16 protein-coding genes are annotated in these 18,847 nt (G+C 44.5%); 10 read left to right on the forward strand and 6 right to left on the reverse strand.

From position 1 onward, the window contains the following. A partial coding sequence (locus tag QUA24_RS01955; protein ID WP_333226774.1) for a tetratricopeptide repeat protein occupies nt 1-2,622 on the reverse strand: 2,622 nt, incomplete at its 3' end. 106 nt (nt 2,623-2,728) lie between these two features. Next, complete coding sequence (locus QUA24_RS01960) at nt 2,729-3,874, reverse strand: hypothetical protein (protein ID WP_333226776.1); 1,146 nt, start codon at nt 3,872-3,874, stop codon at nt 2,729-2,731. Between the two features lie 275 nt (nt 3,875-4,149). Between QUA24_RS01960 and QUA24_RS01965 the strand changes: the two genes are divergently transcribed. After that, nucleotides 4,150-4,854: a hypothetical protein gene (locus QUA24_RS01965; RefSeq protein ID WP_333226778.1), complete on the forward strand. Its 705-nt coding sequence runs from the start codon at nt 4,150-4,152 to the stop codon at nt 4,852-4,854. Nucleotides 4,855-5,308: 454 nt separating this feature from the next. Here QUA24_RS01965 and QUA24_RS01970 read toward each other — a convergent pair whose 3' ends face one another. After that, nucleotides 5,309-5,755: an NADAR family protein gene (locus QUA24_RS01970; RefSeq protein WP_333226780.1), complete on the reverse strand. Its 447-nt coding sequence runs from the start codon at nt 5,753-5,755 to the stop codon at nt 5,309-5,311. A 48-nt stretch (nt 5,756-5,803) separates the two neighbouring features. Then, complete coding sequence (locus QUA24_RS01975; RefSeq protein WP_333226782.1) at nt 5,804-6,517, reverse strand: hypothetical protein; 714 nt, start codon at nt 6,515-6,517, stop codon at nt 5,804-5,806. 121 nt (nt 6,518-6,638) lie between these two features. Here QUA24_RS01975 and QUA24_RS01980 point away from each other — a divergent pair, with 121 nt between their 5' ends. The 8 genes from QUA24_RS01980 (at nt 6,639) to QUA24_RS02015 (ending at nt 14,706) form a co-directional block, all read left to right on the forward strand. Beyond that, a complete protein-coding gene (locus QUA24_RS01980) occupies nt 6,639-7,718 on the forward strand; it encodes a dipeptide epimerase (RefSeq protein ID WP_333226784.1) in 1,080 nt (359 codons plus the stop codon). A gap of 158 nt (nt 7,719-7,876) precedes the next feature. Next, the gene (locus QUA24_RS01985) at nt 7,877-8,926 is read left to right on the forward strand and encodes a DUF1611 domain-containing protein (RefSeq protein ID WP_333226786.1); all 1,050 of its coding nucleotides are present in this window, start codon (nt 7,877-7,879) and stop codon (nt 8,924-8,926) included. A 284-nt stretch (nt 8,927-9,210) separates the two neighbouring features. Further along, nucleotides 9,211-9,684, forward strand: a complete 474-nt coding sequence (locus QUA24_RS01990) for a GNAT family N-acetyltransferase (RefSeq protein WP_333226788.1) — start codon at nt 9,211-9,213, stop codon at nt 9,682-9,684. A 66-nt stretch (nt 9,685-9,750) separates the two neighbouring features. Continuing rightward, a complete protein-coding gene (locus QUA24_RS01995; protein ID WP_333226790.1) occupies nt 9,751-11,256 on the forward strand; it encodes an amidase in 1,506 nt (501 codons plus the stop codon). A 775-nt stretch (nt 11,257-12,031) separates the two neighbouring features. After that, the gene (locus tag QUA24_RS02000; protein WP_333101688.1) at nt 12,032-12,319 is read left to right on the forward strand and encodes an NfeD family protein; all 288 of its coding nucleotides are present in this window, start codon (nt 12,032-12,034) and stop codon (nt 12,317-12,319) included. A gap of 113 nt (nt 12,320-12,432) precedes the next feature. Next, the gene (locus QUA24_RS02005; protein WP_333226792.1) at nt 12,433-12,720 is read left to right on the forward strand and encodes an NfeD family protein; all 288 of its coding nucleotides are present in this window, start codon (nt 12,433-12,435) and stop codon (nt 12,718-12,720) included. Nucleotides 12,721-12,847: 127 nt separating this feature from the next. Beyond that, nucleotides 12,848-13,726 (forward strand): glycine--tRNA ligase subunit alpha, encoded by an 879-nt coding sequence (gene glyQ / locus QUA24_RS02010; protein ID WP_333226794.1) that lies wholly within the window; start codon nt 12,848-12,850, stop codon nt 13,724-13,726. Between the two features lie 212 nt (nt 13,727-13,938). Further along, nucleotides 13,939-14,706: an ATP-binding cassette domain-containing protein gene (locus QUA24_RS02015; RefSeq protein ID WP_333226896.1), complete on the forward strand. Its 768-nt coding sequence runs from the start codon at nt 13,939-13,941 to the stop codon at nt 14,704-14,706. Nucleotides 14,707-14,913: 207 nt separating this feature from the next. Here QUA24_RS02015 and QUA24_RS02020 read toward each other — a convergent pair whose 3' ends face one another. Together QUA24_RS02020 and QUA24_RS02025 are read right to left on the reverse strand one after the other, a co-directional pair. Next, nucleotides 14,914-16,185, reverse strand: a complete 1,272-nt coding sequence (locus QUA24_RS02020; protein ID WP_333211413.1) for an MFS transporter — start codon at nt 16,183-16,185, stop codon at nt 14,914-14,916. A gap of 289 nt (nt 16,186-16,474) precedes the next feature. Further along, nucleotides 16,475-16,987, reverse strand: coding sequence for a DUF2808 domain-containing protein (locus tag QUA24_RS02025; protein ID WP_333226797.1), 513 nt, complete (start codon nt 16,985-16,987; stop codon nt 16,475-16,477). 444 nt (nt 16,988-17,431) lie between these two features. On the opposite strand from QUA24_RS02025, the gene QUA24_RS02030 reads away from it, so the two are divergent. Further along, nucleotides 17,432-18,580: a Re/Si-specific NAD(P)(+) transhydrogenase subunit alpha gene (locus QUA24_RS02030; protein ID WP_333226800.1), complete on the forward strand. Its 1,149-nt coding sequence runs from the start codon at nt 17,432-17,434 to the stop codon at nt 18,578-18,580. Nucleotides 18,581-18,847: the final 267 nt, after the last annotated feature.

Below are 18,847 nucleotides of genomic sequence, written 5' to 3' on the forward strand. Positions count from 1 at the left end.
ATAGCGGCCGAGATTATCCAGTACCCAGCCTCGACTAAACCAACCCCACTGATAATTGGCATCAAGTTCGAGCGCCCGATCGTAAGATACTAAAGCTTCTTCATAGCGTTTGAGGTTGTTGAGTACATGGCCTCGTACAGCCCAAGCCCACTGATAATTGGCATCAAGTTCGAGCGCCCTATCAAAGGATTCTAAAGCTTCTTCATAGCGTTTGAGGTTGTCGAGTACATCGCCTCGCTTAGCCCAAGCTAACTTATAATTGGCATCAAGTTCGATCGCCCGATCGTAAGATACTAGGGCTTCTTCATAGCGTTTGAGGTAGGTGAGTACATCGCCTCGCATACGCCAAGCCAACTGATTATTGGCCTCAAGTTCGATCGCCCTATCAAAGGATTCTAAAGCTTCTTCATAGCGTTTGAGGTTGTTGAGTACATGGCCTCGTACAGCCCAAGCCCACTGATAATTGCTGTCAAGTTCGATCGCCTTATCTAAGGATACTAAGGCTTCTTCAAAGCGTTGGAGGATCGTGAGTACATTACCTCGGCTAACCCAAGCTAACTTATGATTGGCATCAAGTGCGATCGCCCTATCAAAGGATGCTAATGCTTCATCATAGCGTTTGAGGTTGTTGAGTACAATGCCTCGCATACGCCAAGCCCACTGATAATTGGGGTCAAGTTTGATCGCCCGATCGTAAGATACTAAAGCTTCTTCATAGCGTTTGAGGTTGTTGAGTACATGGCCTCGTACAACCCAAGCCCACTGATAATTGGCATCAAGTTCGATCGCCCTATCAAAGGATTTTAAAGCTTCTTCATAGCGTTTGAGGTTGTCGAGTACATCGCCTCGCTTAGCCCAAGCTAACTTATAATTGGCATCAAGTGCGATCGCCCGATCGTAAGATTCTAAGGCTTCATCATAGCGTTTGAGTTTGTTGAGTAAAATGCCTCGCCAATACCAAGCTAACTTATCATTGTTGTCTATTTTTATAGCTTCATCATAAAATACTAAAGCTTCTTCATAGCGTTCTAGACTGTTAAATACATTACCTTTATAAGTCCAAGCCCTCGCATAATCAGAGTCAATTTCAATAGCTTTGTCTAAACATTCCAAAGCTTCATCGCGGCGTTTAAGCCTATTTAAACAGCGTCCCTTTTCCGACCAATCCCTTGCCTCGCCGCGACTTGTTACCAATTTTTCTGAATATTCTAAAGCAGAAACATCATCTTTTTGTTCGCGACAATATTCAATTTCATCAAAATAAGCCTTCAGACGCGGGTCTTCCTCATTTCTCTCAATAGCCTCAAGCGCTCGCGTATAATATTCTCGTTCCATCACAGCATCAGGTGGAATCGGTTTCAAATCTTGCCGATACATAAAATGACTTTCTTTCTCCGCCAAATCAACATCCGCCATCCTCAATCCCAATCGCTGCTGCAACTCTTGCGGCGTATACCAAACCCGAATAAAATCCACAATTAATCGAATCGGTTCATTTCGCTGCTTCTTTACCTCCAGACAAAAACGCATCAATGGTTCCCGCAATTCATACCACGATTCCCGTCCTATCTCCTCAGTTGTGACATAACCCTTATCTCGCAAATCTTTAAGTTGGCTAGATACAGTTCGCTGTTCGATAAAACAGCGTTTAGCAATTTCTTTGACTGGTGCAGCACCACCTCGATCGCACAAAAAGTCAACAATCTTTCGCTGCTGAGGTGAAATATATTTCATCCGATCCTGATAGTATGGCGTAAGGTCATCCAGCATTGCCATGAACGGTTCTACCAATTTATCGAGCGATTCAGGAGTCATCAGAAAAGCCGAAAAAACAATATAGACGCGAGGACTGCCACCAGAAAGGTAATGAACAACTTTAATGCGATCGCGTCCGGTTGGAGTTTGAATAAAAGATGCTAAATCACTATTCCCTTCTAACTTAGCAATGTGATTTAATAAATCTACAGCATCATCGACCTTAAACTCATTTAATGTATGTGAATAAAAAAAACCATAAAAAGGATTATCATAGAGTTTGACTCCATCAAACAAACTTTGTGATGTTGCCAAAATTGTCAAAAATGAATAATTTTGAATGTACGCCCTCAACTGCTTTTGCCCGAAATCCCCCAACCCGCTAAACACGTCCTCTAAATTTTCGACAATCAACAACAGCACCCGCTTGCCAACAAAATTTTTCAGCAATTCTGCCGCCTTAAATTCAGCTTGTTCCAGCGATAAATCATAAAGCTTTTCAACCTCATCATGTAACTGAGCTTGATATACTTCTGGATCTTCTTTAGCAATTGCCCGGAATATTCCCCGCAATAAATCTAAAAAAGAGGCAATCCCCCACTCCTCCTCCCTGAGCCACCCAATTAGCAATTTATCCTGCAAATCTTTCATCTTAGCAACGCGATGATAAATCAGTGAAACCAAGTGCGTTTTGCCAATGCCGCGCGGTCCAATTAGCAGTTGAAAATGCTTGTTATCTGTTAGCGCGCTCACCCGAATTAGCTCTACTAATCGTTCTGCTAGTTTGTGACGTTGTACTAAGATAGCTTCCAGGGTTTCTGGTGCCATTAAGCTAGGAGTAAATCGAGAGATAAATGTATTTTTCATGGAGGGATTCAGTTGGTTATTTAGTCCGGCAGGGAATGAATTCCCTGTCGGACTGTCGGACTGTCGGAGTTTCGGTTTAAAGTTAAGCCTGGAAACTAGGAGAATATCAACATCTCAAGGATTTCCAGTATTTTTGAATCAGCGGGTAGCGAAATTGAAATCCCAAATCACCCTTTTGGATATAATAATCCTGCTGCAAAAGCCTTAACACATCCCTCGCTATTTCCTTGTCTTGAGTTTCTGACTCTTGATTGAGACGATTAAACAATTCATCAAATACCACAGGCTGGTCTGCAACTGCCAAAATATCCAGCAAATTCACAGCATAAAGATACTGCGAATCTTTATAATATGTCTTAATTCGATCGCCATAATGTTGCATCATCCACGGATTCAGGGGATCGTTCAGAGACTCAGCAATAATTGCTTTAATCGCTGGTATATCCACCAAGCCGCCGAGCTGTTTTACTTTAGCAATTATGTGGTGAATGTAGAACGGAATATAATTAACTTCGTCTGCGATAAAAACGGCTGTTCCTTGAATATCAGGTGTAGAAATGTTCTCACCTTCAAGCAACCGTCGGGCTAAATTAGTGGCAGTTGTAGGAGACAGTGGCGGCACATCTTGGACGTACATATCATTAGTAGGATCGTTCGCATAGCCAGATTTTTTGAGAGAACCAATGACATGATGCAAGCCAATTGAACCTGTATAAACCATTCGGACAGCAGGGTACATCTGGCGGATTGAGCGCAAAGTATCCAGCAATTCCATCGCCGATTCGTCGCCGATCTTACCGAGCATATACGGCACTTCATCCCAAAAAAAGATGATAGTGGGCTCTTGATTTTCTACCAAATCTGCGATCGTTTGAGTCAGCAATGCTTTCCAGTGAGGGGCGGCAATTTCGGGTAACTTGAAACCGCTAAATTCTGTACCTCCCAGTTGAGTTAGCAATGCGCGAGTCTTCTTAGCATTGCGGTTAAAACCTGTTAAATATTCTTCGACATCCTTAAAGACAGTCTCGACAAATTCTAAGGGCGATCGAACAAATTCTAAGTCATGATAAATAGGCAATTTGTTTGAGCGAGGCTCCGCGCACATCTTTTGAATTACCGAAGTTTTTCCCATCCTGCGCTCTGCACTCAAAATCAGGCTTTGCTGCTCTAACCTCTCCCACAAACCTGAAATTAGCTCACCCCTGCCGATGACTTCCGCCGGAGCAATTTTTCCCCCTGGATTCGCTTTCATATTCTCTCCTTAATTATATTTTTGAAATCTACTTTTTTTATTGTACGTCAAATTTGACGTATATCGGGAATCGACAGACAAAATCAATTAACTGGTTCCCCGGCTCTGCCTGGGAACCGATATCCAGAGTCTCTGCCTCGCAAGTCATAGACTCGCGGGAGGCAGAGCCTCCAAATCTGCGTCCCCAGGCAGAGCCGGGGAACAAGAAAAAATCTGAAAAATATGCTTTAAGACTTGTTACAATACACAAAACTTCATACTTTCCCCAACACTGGATGACCTTTTTCAACGCCTCCGAACCCCTAATCCGCTGCAAACAGGAACATCTCGACGTACAAGACCGCGAAGGCCTGTTGCAACTCCGCTGGCAAATTGGAAATATTACTCTTTTCTCAGGACTTTATACCCGCATCGACCAAACTTTTCTGCTTTGGGGTTTGGTGACAGGGGGGATTTTTTTTACGGCTCAGTTTTTCCCCATCAGTTGGAGCTTTCAGGCGATTCTGTGGTCAACTTTGACTCTAATTGGCACTGCGGGAATGGCTGTTTTGACTTTGTTTTGGGTAAGAGTCGAGCGAGTTAGCTGGATTCTTTATTCTTGGGCGATTTTGATGATAACTGGTTTGGTTTTGACCGATTGCAGTATTTTTGCCGGTTGGGGAGGTTTGTTACTGCACCTTTGCGATTTGTGGTTGGGATTGAGCGCGATCGGCTATTTGTTGACGGGATTAGGTTTGCGATCGCGCACTTTTCTCCTGATTGGACTAACTCATTTATTTAGCATACCTGTATTAACATTTGTTGCACCTTGGCAATATCTAACCACAGGAATAATTATGGCAGGCTGTTTGTTGTTATTGTCAGAATTGCAGTGGGATATGCGATCGCCGATCGACAATAGTTTGCTAAGCGCAGAACAGAAAGAATTTAACAAAATTCAACAGCAACTGCGACAGAGTGGCGCGATGGTATCCAAATAAATCACAAATGTAAAGAATTCTGTAGCACTGCTGACACTTTCCACAAATCGTACACAATAATAAAGATACAGCATCAATAAAAAACCAACTTTAACCAGAACAGGTGTTTTGCTGTTTTACCTGTGAATCGCCAACCTTAGGGGAACGGTGTCCGGGAGGCGAGGGGCTAACAATGCTGTACTTGCGACCATAAAATTTAATTCCGGTTGAGAGTAGTTGTTAAAACAAAAAAAGTGGTGCAGGGTTTTTACCGTTTCCCCTGCTTCGCAGTCTCTGAGGAGAGGCTAAACCCTCTACTAGAACAGCCCGACGAGATTGGCACAGGTTTTGACAGTTCCTCAGACCGATTTTTAAGTTCAGTGTTTAAGAAAATTGAGGAAATGCTCGCTTAGGAGCATTGCAGGACTTAGGATTAAATAAGTCCTGCTTTAGTTTGGGTAATTTAAGTTATGTTTTACTCTGACGTGCGTTTTCGCAATATTTCCCTTACTTCCATTAAAATCAGGCCCAACATATTTTTGCCGGTGCCATCTTTACCACAACCCCAATAGTAATCAACAGGGGAATTTTCGACTATTTCCTCATCCGCAGTAGCGAGTAAAATTTCTCTAATTTCGGCATGAGTTTCAAATTTGCGGAGTACGGCTTTTCGCATGATATCATCTTTTACTTTTTCCCAATCTTTGCGGAGGGGACGAGAGCGATCACGTCCCATTTTTGCGGCATCTTTCGGTGTTTTTGCTTGGCAAATTTGGTCACAATGAGCCGTTTTGGGAAACTTTTGTGCTTGAAAATAATGCTCGGTAGTTGGCAAATATTCTCCGTCTAACTCGAATCCATGACTGGAAAAATTGGAAAAACAGCCGTATTCGCTGCCAGTGGTGTAGAAGTAGATAGCCATAAAGTCTGCGATTTCAATTTCGTTAAGAATCTTGGTCGATCGTCATTTTTACCTCTGTTGATTCTCTACTACCTTCAACCGCAAATCAATAGTTTCAAGATGGGAACCGATGTAAGACAGCAGGGCGTAGATAAATACTATCACCCCTACCATTTCCAAAATTTCCTCAACACAAACCATCAAACCGTATATCAAGTTTCGTTGAGTTACCGCATCTGCATAATAGCCAGTAGCCATTTCCATGCCAAGTGCTCCACCCACATATATACCGCCTGCTAGTAAGAAAAAGTCTCTTATTTTCCGGGGTAGGTGCAGGAGAAACTTGAGATAACCCAGCGCAGTAATCGCAACGAAAATTGCCCCAGGAATTACCCAAATGAAGTAAAAAATTCCCCCTAAATTCAGTGCCTTTCGCAAGTCGTTAATAATTAATATTTCGTGCAGACTCAATATTTCATCTAAAGAAAAAAATACAAACATGAACCCCAGCGCTTTCCAGTGTCCAAAATACCGATCGCCCTCCTTCTTCTTAGCACTAGCAATAATACCTAGCAAAATCGCGCAAAACAGCAAAGTAAATGACGAGTACCACGAAGGATAATTTATTTCTTGGTCTAAGTTAAACAAACTAATCCAGCGTTCTTTATAGTTAAAACCGTAGCGCAGAACTTGTACGATGCAACCAGCAACAGCAAAGAAGAGCACCCAAATGCTGAGAGAGAAGGCAACTCTCTTCGGCGAAACAGAAATAAGGAATTTCATCAAGTTTTTGATAAACTAGAACAAGCAAAATCAAACTATAAAGTAAAAAGTTACAAATCGCAAGAGCTGCACAATCCGCCCCCTCGGATTTTTATCTACAAAAAATCACCAATCACTGACAATGCACCTTCAAATTGAAACCTTCACTGTCCGCAAGCGGTTTGCTCTTACCATCAGCCGCGGTACAACAGCCCAAAGTACCAATTTATGGGTGAAGCTAGAACACGAAGGCATCGAAGGCTGGGGAGAAGCTTCGCCGTTTTCCACAGGTTCTCGGCCCCAAACTACCGAAATTCTGCTAGCCACATTGCAGGAAGTCGCACCGCAGCTAGAAAAGTTTACTCCGTTCGATCGCCAAAAAATCGAACAAGTATTAACAGAGGTCAACTTACCCTCAGCCGTCCGGGCCGGCATCGACATGGCAATGCACGACTGGCTGGGCAAAAAAGCAGGCTTGCCGCTGTGGAAAATGTGGGGATTAGATCGATCGCGCATCGTCCCCACCTCGGTCACAATCGGCATTAATTCGCCGTCTGGTGCAAGAGAAAGAGTGCGCGATTGGTTTGGTAAAGATGCGACAGATCCAGCAAGCATAAAATACCACGCCGTTAAGGTTAAATTAGGAAATCCCGAAGGAATCGAAGCCGACAAAGCTATGTTAATAGCAGTGCTAGACGAAGCACCAGCTAACATTCAAATCAGTGTAGATGCTAACGGCGGTTGGAGTTTAAAAGATGCAGCAGAGATGTGTTGCTGGCTGGAAAGATACAAGATAAATTATGTAGAACAGCCGCTTTCACCCGTCGCCGATATGGAGGAATTCTCAGAACTATACCGTCAATCGTCCCTGCCCATTTTTGCTGATGAAAGTTGCTTTGATAGTTCCGATATACCCAAGTTAGCGCACTGCGTCCACGGCATCAATATCAAAATGATGAAGTCAGGGGGATTAACTGAAGCAATGCGGATGATTCACACAGCAAAAGCCTGCAATTTGCAAGTAATGTTCGGCTGCTATTCAGATAGCGCGATCGCAAATACAGCAGCAGCACAACTTTCGCCGCTAGCTGACTATTTGGATTTGGACAGTCACTTAAATTTATTAGACGATCCTTTCACCGGTGCGATCGTCGAAAATGGTTGTTTGCTGCCAAACGGGCGATCGGGATTGGGAGTGCGGCGAGTTGAGATTGGAGAATAGAAGTAAGTAGGTAGGCACCAATAAATTTCACCATGTAACAGAATATCAAGCTATCATAAACTTTGCGATTGCTTTCCTTCTCCTTCCGAAAGCTAAAGTTTCACTCACAGCGTTTAGGGCTTATATACTTTCAAGCTTCATCTATTTACAGTGAACCAATGACTAAAAGCTATCCCATCCAAAAGGGCAAAGTTGCTATCTTGTTCCATGAGGGAATCCTCGGGCCTTCCGGGAAAACAGGTTTAGCATTTTTGCGCTACAGCGAAGCACAAATTGTAGCAGTAATAGACCGCCAATGTGTAGGACAATCTTTACCTGAATTAACGGGCATTCCTCAACAAGTACCGATTGTTGTGTCCGTTGCAGAAGCACTGCAATTTGCGCCGGATATTCTGTTAATTGGTATCGCTCCTTCCGGCGGTGTTTTGCCGCCGGAATGGCTGCCAGAAATTAATCAAGCGGTAGCAGCAGGTTTGTCAGTTGTCAACGGTTTGCACGCGAAACTTGCACCTTTGATAACAGTTCCGTTAACCGAAAATCAATGGATTTGGGACGTGCGTCAGGAACCGAAATCTGTGGGTGCGATCGCCTCTGCTGCTGCGGCTAAATTAACTTGTCGCCGCGTGTTAACCGTCGGCACAGATATGAGCGTTGGCAAAATGTCAACCAGTCTGGAACTCAATCGCATTTGCTTACAGCGGGGTTTGCGTTCCAAATTTTTAGCAACAGGACAAACTGGTTTAATGATTGGAAATGAAGGCCTTCCTTTGGATGCTGTGCGAGTTGATTTCGCGGCTGGTGCTGTCGAACAAATGGTGATTAAATTGGGTTCTGAATGCGATATTCTGCACGTAGAAGGGCAAGGTTCGCTATTGCATCCGGGTTCGACGGCGACTCTGCCACTGTTGCGGGGCTCGCAGCCAACTCACTTAATTTTAGCCCACAGAGCCGGACAAACTAGCATCCGCAATCACCCGCACGTATCGATTCCCAGGTTATCAAAAGTAATTGAATTGTACGAAATGGTAGCCGCTGCGGCGGGTGCTTTTGCAGGGGGAAAAGTGAGCGCGATCGCCCTCAACACTCATCACTTAAATGAGGCAAATGCGCTGTTAGCAATAGCTGAAGTTCAAGCAGAAACGGGATTGCCTTGTACCGATCCGGTAAGGTTTGGCGCGGAGGTTTTGTGGGAGGCGATCTATAGTTAATGTTACAATTTTATCGGCTTTGTGAATGATATTTTTTTGATTAAGCGCAGAGGACGCAGAGAAAGAGAAGATAAGAAAGAGAAGATAAGAAAGAGAGAATAGAAAGTTTTATTTTTTTTTGAAGCGTTATATGCGATTACCGCGTATGCACCCCACAGCTAAAAAAACTAAGTTTCTAGGAAGGGGAGTGCGTAATTCTTGTTTAAAAAACCGGGTTGTTGCATCCATGAATGGGTATAATAAATAGTCCCGAATCGCTAGTTTAGTTTAAAAGTAAAATACAAATGATTGATAATTCTTGTTCATTACCGTCTGAATGCGCCATCCGCCCAGCCTCAGTTCAAGATATCAAATCAATTAGAAAGTTAGTTTGGAGCGCCAAACTCGATCCAACTCAGTTGCGCTGGGAGCAATTCTGGGTCATCGAATGCGAGGGAAAATTGGCAGCTTGCGGGCAGTTGCGGAACTTTGCGGGCGCGCAAGAATTGGGCAGTTTGGTGGTGGCGAAAGATTGGCGCGATCGAGGTTTGGGAAGCTACCTCACAAAATATTTAATTCAACAAGCTACAGAACCGCTATATTTAGAATGTTTGGGAAAGCGACTCGCATCATTTTATACTCGCTTTGGCTTCGTAGAAGTTTGCGTACAAGAATTGCCGCAGTCGCTTAAATTCAAGTTCGGTTTGTCTCAATTAGCTAAAACTTTCTTCAGAATTCCTGTAACAATTATGCAGTATCAAGCAAATTTTATAAAGTGAAGGCTAGGGTATACAGCGGTTCCCGCTGTAATTTAGTACAATTACTCAATAACTAAGGAGTGCAATATGTCTGGCTTTCCCGATTATCAACAATATGATGGTTTAGGCTTGGCTGAGTTAGTACAAGCAAAGCAAGTTACTCCAGCCGAGTTATTGGATGCAGCGATTGCCCGGATTGAAGCGTACAATCCAGTAATTAATGCTGTCATTTGCAAAATGTATGAACAAGCAAGGATGTTAGTCAATCATGACTTGCCAGAGGGTTCATTCAAAGGCGTCCCTTTTCTATTAAAAGATTTGAGATCGATGTATGCGGGTGTTCCTACCAGTAGTGGCAATCGTTTACTTAGAAATATATCAGCCAGCCATGATAGTGAATTGGTGAGACGTTTCAAAGCAGCAGGAGTTGTCATTTTAGGTAAGACAAATACTCCAGAATTTGGTATTACACCCTACACCGAACCTCAGACTTGGGGAGTGACTCGCAATCCTTGGGACTTGGAGCGTACACCAGGAGGGTCTAGTGGAGGTTCTGCGGCCGCGATTGCAGCAGGAATGGTTCCCATAGCTGGGGCGGGGGATGGCGGCGGTTCTGCCCGAATTCCAGCATCTTGTTGTGGCATTTTTGGACTAAAACCCAGTCGGGGGCGTATTCCCACTGGTCCGATTGCAGGTGAATTGTGGCGTGGATTTTCAACTGAAACGGTGCTAAGTCGTTCTGTTCGCGATAGTGCAGCTATGCTGGATGCAATCAGTGGTTCTGATGTGGGAGCCACCTATTTATCTCCGCCACAGGTAAGACCCTATTTGGACGAAGTTACGACTGCACCAGGAAAACTTCGCATTGCTTTTACCACTCATCCATTTTTGGGTGATGCGGTTCATGAAGATTGCATAGAGGGATTGAAAGCAACCATTAAATTACTTCAAGAACTTGGGCATGAAGTTGTAGAAGATCGGCCTAAATTTGATGGAGAAGCTTTTGCCTTAAATTTTATGAGAATTGTTGTTGGGGAAACTCGTGCAGATATTGAGTGGGCGGCTAAATCAACACAACGAAAAGTGACTGCTGAAGATTTTGAATTAGGGACTTATTGTTTAGGCCTGTTAGGTGAGGCTTTGAGTGCGGCTGACTATGCTAAAGCAGCTCGTCAATTACAGGTAGAGGCACGGAAGATAGGCCCATTTTTTGAACAATATGATGTTTTGCTGACTCCCACCCTTTCTCAACCTCCAATTCCTATTGGTTCACTTCAACCGTCATCAGGGAAAGAATTTTTGATGAATTTGGTTGCGAGAACAAATGCAAGCTGGTTACTGAAAGTCATGAAAGTGATTGAGCCTCTCGCCAGACAAGTCTTTAACTTCACTCCCTATACAGCACCATTCAATGTAACAGGGCAGCCTGCAATGTCTGTGCCTTTGTATTGGAATGAAGCAGGTTTACCTGTTGGGATGCAGTTTGTGGGAAAATTTGGGATGGAAGCTACACTTTTTCGGTTAGCTGGTCAATTGGAGTATGCTAAACCTTGGAGCCATCGCCTACCCATCATCAAGTTAACAAATCGCTGAACCGGAACGGAATGTAGAAAGAGGTAGGTACAAATCAATATCGCATGGAGAGGGCGGGTGAGTTGCCAAGTTTACTTAGCTTGTATCATAGATCCACTTACGGGCCGCTAATGGCGCACAGAGTGTCAGAAACCGGGTTTTTAGAGGTTTGGTGCGTAAGTTACGGACTAGATATTTATGGATATTCCGGATTGGGAGATCGAGACTGCGTAAGTTCATGATTCACCGTTTGCGGTAGTCCAGTTAGCTAAATTGGCACAGCTACAAGCCTGATAGCTAGGCAAAAACCGTTGCAAAACCGTTGTTTGCAGGTTGGAAAGTGTCCTGTGCCAGTACCAGACTCGGAAAGTGGACTGGCGATCGCACCAAAGACATTCGACTCCTGGCAAATTAGTAAGTGTAAAGCAAGTGAGTCACACCCCAATCAAAACATACAACCCAAAAATAAAACATTTTCACAGCAGTAGTAATGCGGAATCAGTCAATCTCTAATGTAGCTAACCACATCTACCCTTAAGGTAAATCCCACCAACGGCTCAACAACGAAATCCGTAATTCAATACCTCGGAATTACTGGATTTATACTCCCCGCAACCGCTTCTGAAATCCCCTCAACATTTCAAAAAATCTTGGGTTTTTATCCTGATAAAACCACGGAAGGCAAGAACAATGAAATATCAAGGTAATCAATCTTAACAGAGGAAATGCAGCCTCTCAAATAGCATAAACAGACAATTACACATCCCTATATTTTAACACCACAGGAGTAAATATCATGTTCAACGTAGTAAAAGCCTTCGGCTCTATTTTCTCTACCCAAGGATACAGCACAGCTAACAATATGCTTATCAAAAATTACGTCAACACCAATTTTAACTACTTCAACGAAGAAGCAGTCGTTGATGAATCGATTTACCCGAATCAAACAGGTCGCGTCCGCTTCCAAGGTAGCTGGTGGCCCGCACGTTGCGATCGCCAAATCACACTCACACCTGGAGACACGGTTTATGTCATCGGCGTTGACAACATCACTCTGTTAGTTTCCCTCGCTCCTGCAGACTAAATCAGAGCATGAGAGACCTGGTAATCAATTTCAACCAGGGAATGCTACTTTTCAAAGAACACAAAATAGGCGATTAAACTTCGATATATTTTAACACAAAAGGAGTCAACAAAATGTTTAACGTAGTAAAAGCTTTCGGTTCTATTTTTTCTCCTCACACCTACAGCACAAAAAACAATCTCTTAATGGATAACTACATCAACACCAATTTTAACTACTTCAACGAAGAAGCAGTCGTTGATGAATCGATTTACCCGAATCAAACAGGTCGCGTCCGCTTTCAAGGTAGCTGGTGGCCCGCACGGTGCGATCGCCAAATCACCCTCACACCTGGAGACACGGTTTTTGTCATCGGCGTTGACAACATCACTCTGTTAGTTTCCCTGGCTCCTGCAGACTAAATCACAACTCGCTCCAAACTGCCTAACTTTTCACAACCATATCTGATTTCGGCAGGGTTTATGCAAATAAACCCTGCCTTTTATATGCTTAAATAAGCTTAGACACTCGCTAACCATATTGAAACCAGTGAACTTTCAATCAGTCATTGCCACCTTAAACAAATTCTGGAGCGATCGAGGATGCCTGATCGCGCAATCCTACGACACAGAAAAAGGTGCAGGAACCATGAATCCCCACACCTTTCTCAGAGCAATCGGCCCCGAACCTTGGTCAGTCGCCTACATCGAACCCTGTCGCCGCCCCACCGACGGACGCTACGGCGAAAATCCCAACCGCTTCCAACATTACTATCAGTATCAAGTTTTAATTAAACCCTCTCCTCCCAACATCCAAGACATCTATTTAGACTCCCTCAGAGCATTAGGAATTTGCCCAGAAGACCACGACATTCGCTTCGTAGAAGATAACTGGGAATCGCCCACCCTCGGAGCTTGGGGCGTGGGCTGGGAAGTCTGGCTCGATGGCATGGAAATCACCCAATTTACCTACTTTCAACAGTGCGGTAGCATTGATTGTCGCCCCGTCTCTATTGAAATTACCTACGGACTAGAACGCCTCGCAATGTATCTCCAAGAAGTCGATGCGATGACGAAAATTCAGTGGAAAGATGGCATCACTTACGGCGACGTTCACCTGCAAGGAGAAATAGAACAGTGTACTTATAACTTTGAAGCTTCCAATCCCGAATTGCTCTTTACTTTATTTGGATTGTACGAGCAAGAAGCTGAACAATTGACCAAAAAAGGATTGGTTTTACCCAGCCTTGATTATGTGTTAAAATGTTCTCACACTTTCAATTTACTCGATGCTAGAGGCGTGATTTCGGTAACGGAAAGAACTCGGTATATCACCAAAATTCGCAACTTGGCGCGGCGAGTTGCTCAGCTTTATTTGGAACAGCGCGAAAAGCTGGGTTTTCCTTTAGAAAAATCTGTAAAAGTGTGAGAAGGAAAAGGGTCACGACACGGATACACGGATGAATTTAGTTGCGATCGTCCTCGACTCATACCAATTTTATAGGTCGTTTCAGAGAATTCCGATCCCCCCTAACCCCCCTTAATAAGGGGGGGACAAGATTCCGATAAAAGTCCCCCTTCTTAAGGGGGATTTAGGGGGATCGAAATATGTGCAATTTTTTGGGATTTTTAATGAATTCAATGCCTAATTATTCGGAAAATAATACAGAAATAACTCCTCAACTGCGAATTGACGGTGTAAGTTTGAAAACACCGATCGCCTCAAGTTATTTGTTGGACAATATATCGTTTCAGGTACATAAGGGCGATCGCGTGGCAATTGTTGGCCCTTCAGGTGCGGGGAAAACAACGCTGTTGCGACTGCTAAATCGGCTCAGCAGTCCTAGCAGCGGCTCCATTTATCTGGAAAATACAGAATATCGCCAAATACCTGCGATCGAACTCCGCAAACAAATCACCCTCATCCTGCAAGAATCCAAGCTTTTGGGAATGTCGGTGCGAGAAGCATTGGCTTATCCTTTGAAGCTGCGGGGCGTGACTGCATCAAACATTGCTGAGAGAATTAGCGGGGCGATCGAACAACTGCACATACCCCAAGAATGGCTCGATCGCACCGAATTGCAGCTTTCCACAGGCCAAAAACAGCTTGTGGCGATCGCCCGCGGCATCATCCTGCAACCAAAAATCTTGCTTTTAGACGAGCCAACATCCGCCCTAGACGCTGGAAAAGCCGCCCACCTTTTGCAAGTATTGACACAGCTAACAAACGGCCAAACCACAATTGTAATGGTTAACCATCAATTAGAATTAGCTGAGCAATTTAGCACGCGAATTCTGCATTTACAGCGCGGAAAGCTCATTGAAGATTTGCCCTCTCATCAAATAAATTGGGTGCAACTGCGGCAAAATTTAATCCAAGCAGAAGCAGAAGCCCAACAAGAATGGTAAACAAGCTCAAAAACACTTTCTGCGACGGGTTGCGTAATTAATTTGGATGTTTTAACCGCAGAGGGCGCAGAGGGCGCAGAGAAAGAGAAGATAAGAGGGAAAGAGAGAAGTTTACCAGTTGTTGAGGATTCCTAGAGAGAGAGACAGTCAGATATTAGCTTTGGGAATCTTGTTTAATGTTGGCATTTGTGATTTGACGCTAAATCGCTAGTGCGGAATTAAACCCATTTTTTGATAAAGTGGTCGGATTAAGTTTTTTAAAGCTGGCAACTGTTTGGTAAAAACTATGGAGCCTAAAATACAAATTATACCTCCAATGATGACTGTATAGGGAGCGCCGATATAATTTGCCAATCCGCCTGCAACTAAATTCCCAAACGGTGTCACTCCAAAAAATGCCATCGTGTATATGCTCATCACTCTTCCGCGTTTGTCGTCTTCCACAATTGTTTGCAAAAATGTGTTTCCTCCTGCAAATTGGATAATGAAACCAAAGCCAACGAACAACATCATGATTAATGACAGCCACAAGACGCGGGACAAACCAAAACCTATTAATCCGAATCCCATAATTGCCGGTGAAATCGCAATCCATTTGCCGAGGCCAATTATACTTTTGCGCGAAATCAAATAAATCGCCCCCGCGAAGGCGCCGACTCCCGAAGATGCCATCAAAAAGCCGAGGGTTTGTGCGTCGCCGTGCAGGAGTTTGGTGGCAAAAATTGGGACTAAAACTGTGTGGGACATTCCGGCTAAACTGACTAATGCTAATAGCAGTAAAATTGCTCGAATCGGGGGAAACCCGAAGGCATAAACGAATCCTTCTTTTAATCTTTGTAAGGGTTTGGTATTAGTTGCTGCAATTTTACGGGGTTTGATTTGCATCGCTAATAAGCCTGCAATTACAGCAATGTAGCTGAGTCCGTCAATAAGAAAGCAATAACTTGCGCCGACTGTAGCTATCAGCAAACCTGCCATTGCTGGGCCGATTAGTCTGGCTGCGTTGAACATCGAAGCATTAATGGCGATCGCATTTGCTAAATCTTCTTTCTTTTCTACAAGTTCCGGTACAAAAGCTTGCCGTGCCGGCGCGTCAAAGGCGTTAATTGCGCCTTGAAAGAAACTCAGTACCAGGATCTGCCAAATGTTAACGACTCCTGTTAGTGCTAAAAATGCTAGCGCTAAGGATTGAACCATCGCTAATATTTGAGTGGCAATTAGGACTCGGTGGCGGTTCCAGCGATCGATAAAAACTCCTGCAAAAGGCAGTAAAATTAATGTAGGTATTTGACTTGTAAATCCCACCACGCCGAGCATCCAAGGTGAATCGCTCAAATTGTAGACAAGCCAAATAGTAGCGACTTGCGTCATCCAATTCCCAATTAGGGAGATGCCTTGTCCGGCAAAAAACAGGCGATAATTTCTTGATCGCAGCGCTGGAGGAAGTTTTATTGTTTTGATTTTTGCTAGTAGATTCATGCTGCAAGTACGGCTAAAGCAATCCTATTTGATTGGTAAACATTTTTTAGGGTAGCGCCCCTGGGTCTACCCCTAATTAGCGAAGGGCAACCATCGGGAGACTGCCCCTAGACTCATTATTACCAATCATTGAGAATTGCGATATGAGCCGAAGGTTCTATTTTACTACTCCCGAAAACCCGGATTTGAGTATGGTTAAGTTTTTGCTCGAAGGAAAACGATCGCAACAGTTAAATTTTTCTGTCGCGATCGCTTGACTAACGAGAAATTCCGTCCCCTAACTCTTGCCTCAATTAATGCTCAACAGCCAAGTACCGAGGTAACGCAGCAAGGGAACGTCTCCGGGGGTGCGGATGCGGACGTTGAAATGGTACATTCCGCCGGGAGATGGGTTTCTGACGTTCGAGAGTACAACCTCAACATTGTTGCCTGCAGGAATTGGTTCTTTGGGATAAATTTCTATGAAACGATTTTCTTTGTCCCAGATTACTTCTTGCAATTCTATTGTTTTGTCTTTGACGCGCACTTTAATGTCTTTTTGGTCAAATTCGCCTTTGTAGTAGTCTGGATAGGATATGTTCAGTTGGGCGATCGCCAAACTTACTTTCTTGGAAGGAATTCGCAGCCGATATCTATCGCCACTCATCCCGGCTGTACCGTAATCCAAACGATAGTTTAATTGGTTAGCGCGCTCGGGGCCTCCGAAAATTGTCAATCCTGGCATGGACTGAGCTAAACTGATGGCGGGTAATCCAGCCACCAAGCAACCTGTAACCGCTAGTGCTGAAAATAATCGTCGCATAACAACTCCTCTAATTAAACTCTTGGTGAACCTTAAATATTGCTCGCCCGAAATTTGCGATCGTGCCTACAATATATCGAATCTCTCAGCAATTTGATGAGGGCGAGGGACCTCCGGCTGAGGTCACTTTTTTTTGCGTAATTTTTGCGTAATACTGATAACTGACATTCAAACTACAGAATTAGGCGACATAAAATCATATCATAATCGGTGGCAAACTTAACAATATAGCGAATTTGAATGTATAAGATAAGTTAAAGATACGGGTCGAATTTGGGCGATCGGCTTTAGTATCAACGAGAGAAGTTTAGGGCAACGGCTGCTTCAATGTAAAGCAAGGCATCGGGCGATTAAAAATCGCACTTCAAGAAACCTGCGTAGGCAGGTTTTGTCTGTGTAGACGCGGTTTCAACCGCCCTGGGAAGGCTTAAATAAGGAGAGTTCATGAAATTAGCGATCGCAAAAGAAATAGCAGCAGGCGAACGCCGGGTGGCTTTAGTACCCGACGCTGTAGCCCGATTAGTCAAACAGGGCGTAGAAGTTTGGGTTGAAGCCGGTGCCGGCGCACAATCCTTTTTCTCGGATCTTGCTTACGAAGAAGCGGGAGCTCAGGTTGTCGCCGATACCGCTAGGGTGTGGGGCGAAGCCGATGTCGTCGTGAAAATCGGAGTCCTGCAAGAATCAGAAGTTCATCAACTCCGGGAAGGAGGCGTTTTCATCGGATTTTTGAATCCTCTGGGAGATCCAGCTTTAGTGCAGCGTTTAGCCGATCGCAAAGTAACTGCATTCAGCATGGAAATGATCCCGCGCACCAGCCGCGCTCAAAGCATGGATGCGCTGTCATCTCAGGGCAACGTTGCCGGTTACAAAGCGGTACTGATCGCAGCCGCAGCTTTGCCAAAGTATTTTCCGATGCTGACAACGGCGGCGGGTACAATTCGCCCCGCGAAAGTATTGGTAATGGGTGTGGGCGTTGCGGGCTTGCAGGCGATCGCCACGGCGCGTCGTTTGGGTGCGGTAGTCGAAGCCTTCGACATCCGCCCGGAAACAAAAGAACAAGTACAAAGTTTGGGGGCTAAATTCCTTGATGTCGAACTCAAGGAAGAAACCGTCGCCGCCGGAGGCTATGCAAAAGAACTATCAGAAGCAGCCAAAGAATACACCCGCCAAGTGCTCACCCAACACGTCAGCGCTTCCGATGCAGTTATTACAACCGCTCAAGTTCCCGGCAGAAAAGCACCTATTTTAGTTACTAGAGAAATGGTTTCTCAAATGAAGCCCGGATCGGTAATTGTTGACCTCGCGGGCGAACAAGGCGGCAATTGCGAATGCACGGAAGCGGGGAAAGATGTTGAATGGAACGGCGTTAATGTCATCGGCCCGATTAATGTGCCCTCGTCTATGCCTGTCCACGCTAGCGAAACTTACTCGAAGAATATCTCGGCTTTAGTTCAGTTGATGCTGAAGGATAAGGAACTCAATTTGAATTTTGAAGACGATATCATTGCTGGTGCTTGCGTTGCCCGCGATGGTGAGATTAGTAATCAGCGAGTGCGGGATGCTTTGGCGGCTGAGGCTGAAGCCGTCAGTTAGATTCTGTCGTTATGAGGCAAAGTCCGGCAGTCCGATAGTCCGGCAGTCCGATAGTCCGATAGTCCGATAGTCCGGCAAGGCAAGGGTTGAAACCCCTGCCTCAAAGCTCAAGTCCTCTGAAGAGGACTTAAGAACTGATTAAATATCTCCAAAAAAGGCTTTTTTGAACAGGCTTTCCGGCCCGTTCCACAAGAAGAATTCTTGGAGATGTCTATTAGTCCTCTTAAGAGGACTTGGGCTATGAGTCAGGGAATTCATTCCCTGGCG

The sequence above is a fragment of the Microcoleus sp. Pol12B5 genome (assembly GCF_036701335.1).
Classification (GTDB): domain Bacteria; phylum Cyanobacteriota; class Cyanobacteriia; order Cyanobacteriales; family Microcoleaceae; genus Microcoleus.

Coding starts and splice junctions, on each gene's coding strand:
- QUA24_RS01960 (WP_333226776.1), bottom strand. CDS start 3,874: ATGAAAGCGAATCCAGGGGGAAAAATTGCTCCGGCGGAAGTCATCGGC.
- QUA24_RS01965 (WP_333226778.1), top strand. CDS start 4,150: ATGACCTTTTTCAACGCCTCCGAACCCCTAATCCGCTGCAAACAGGAA.
- QUA24_RS01970 (WP_333226780.1), bottom strand. CDS start 5,755: ATGGCTATCTACTTCTACACCACTGGCAGCGAATACGGCTGTTTTTCC.
- QUA24_RS01975 (WP_333226782.1), bottom strand. CDS start 6,517: ATGAAATTCCTTATTTCTGTTTCGCCGAAGAGAGTTGCCTTCTCTCTC.
- QUA24_RS01980 (WP_333226784.1), top strand. CDS start 6,639: ATGCACCTTCAAATTGAAACCTTCACTGTCCGCAAGCGGTTTGCTCTT.
- QUA24_RS01985 (WP_333226786.1), top strand. CDS start 7,877: ATGACTAAAAGCTATCCCATCCAAAAGGGCAAAGTTGCTATCTTGTTC.
- QUA24_RS01990 (WP_333226788.1), top strand. CDS start 9,211: ATGATTGATAATTCTTGTTCATTACCGTCTGAATGCGCCATCCGCCCA.
- QUA24_RS01995 (WP_333226790.1), top strand. CDS start 9,751: ATGTCTGGCTTTCCCGATTATCAACAATATGATGGTTTAGGCTTGGCT.
- QUA24_RS02000 (WP_333101688.1), top strand. CDS start 12,032: ATGTTCAACGTAGTAAAAGCCTTCGGCTCTATTTTCTCTACCCAAGGA.
- QUA24_RS02005 (WP_333226792.1), top strand. CDS start 12,433: ATGTTTAACGTAGTAAAAGCTTTCGGTTCTATTTTTTCTCCTCACACC.
- QUA24_RS02015 (WP_333226896.1), top strand. CDS start 13,939: ATGCCTAATTATTCGGAAAATAATACAGAAATAACTCCTCAACTGCGA.
- QUA24_RS02020 (WP_333211413.1), bottom strand. CDS start 16,185: ATGAATCTACTAGCAAAAATCAAAACAATAAAACTTCCTCCAGCGCTG.
- QUA24_RS02025 (WP_333226797.1), bottom strand. CDS start 16,987: ATGCGACGATTATTTTCAGCACTAGCGGTTACAGGTTGCTTGGTGGCT.
- QUA24_RS02030 (WP_333226800.1), top strand. CDS start 17,432: ATGAAATTAGCGATCGCAAAAGAAATAGCAGCAGGCGAACGCCGGGTG.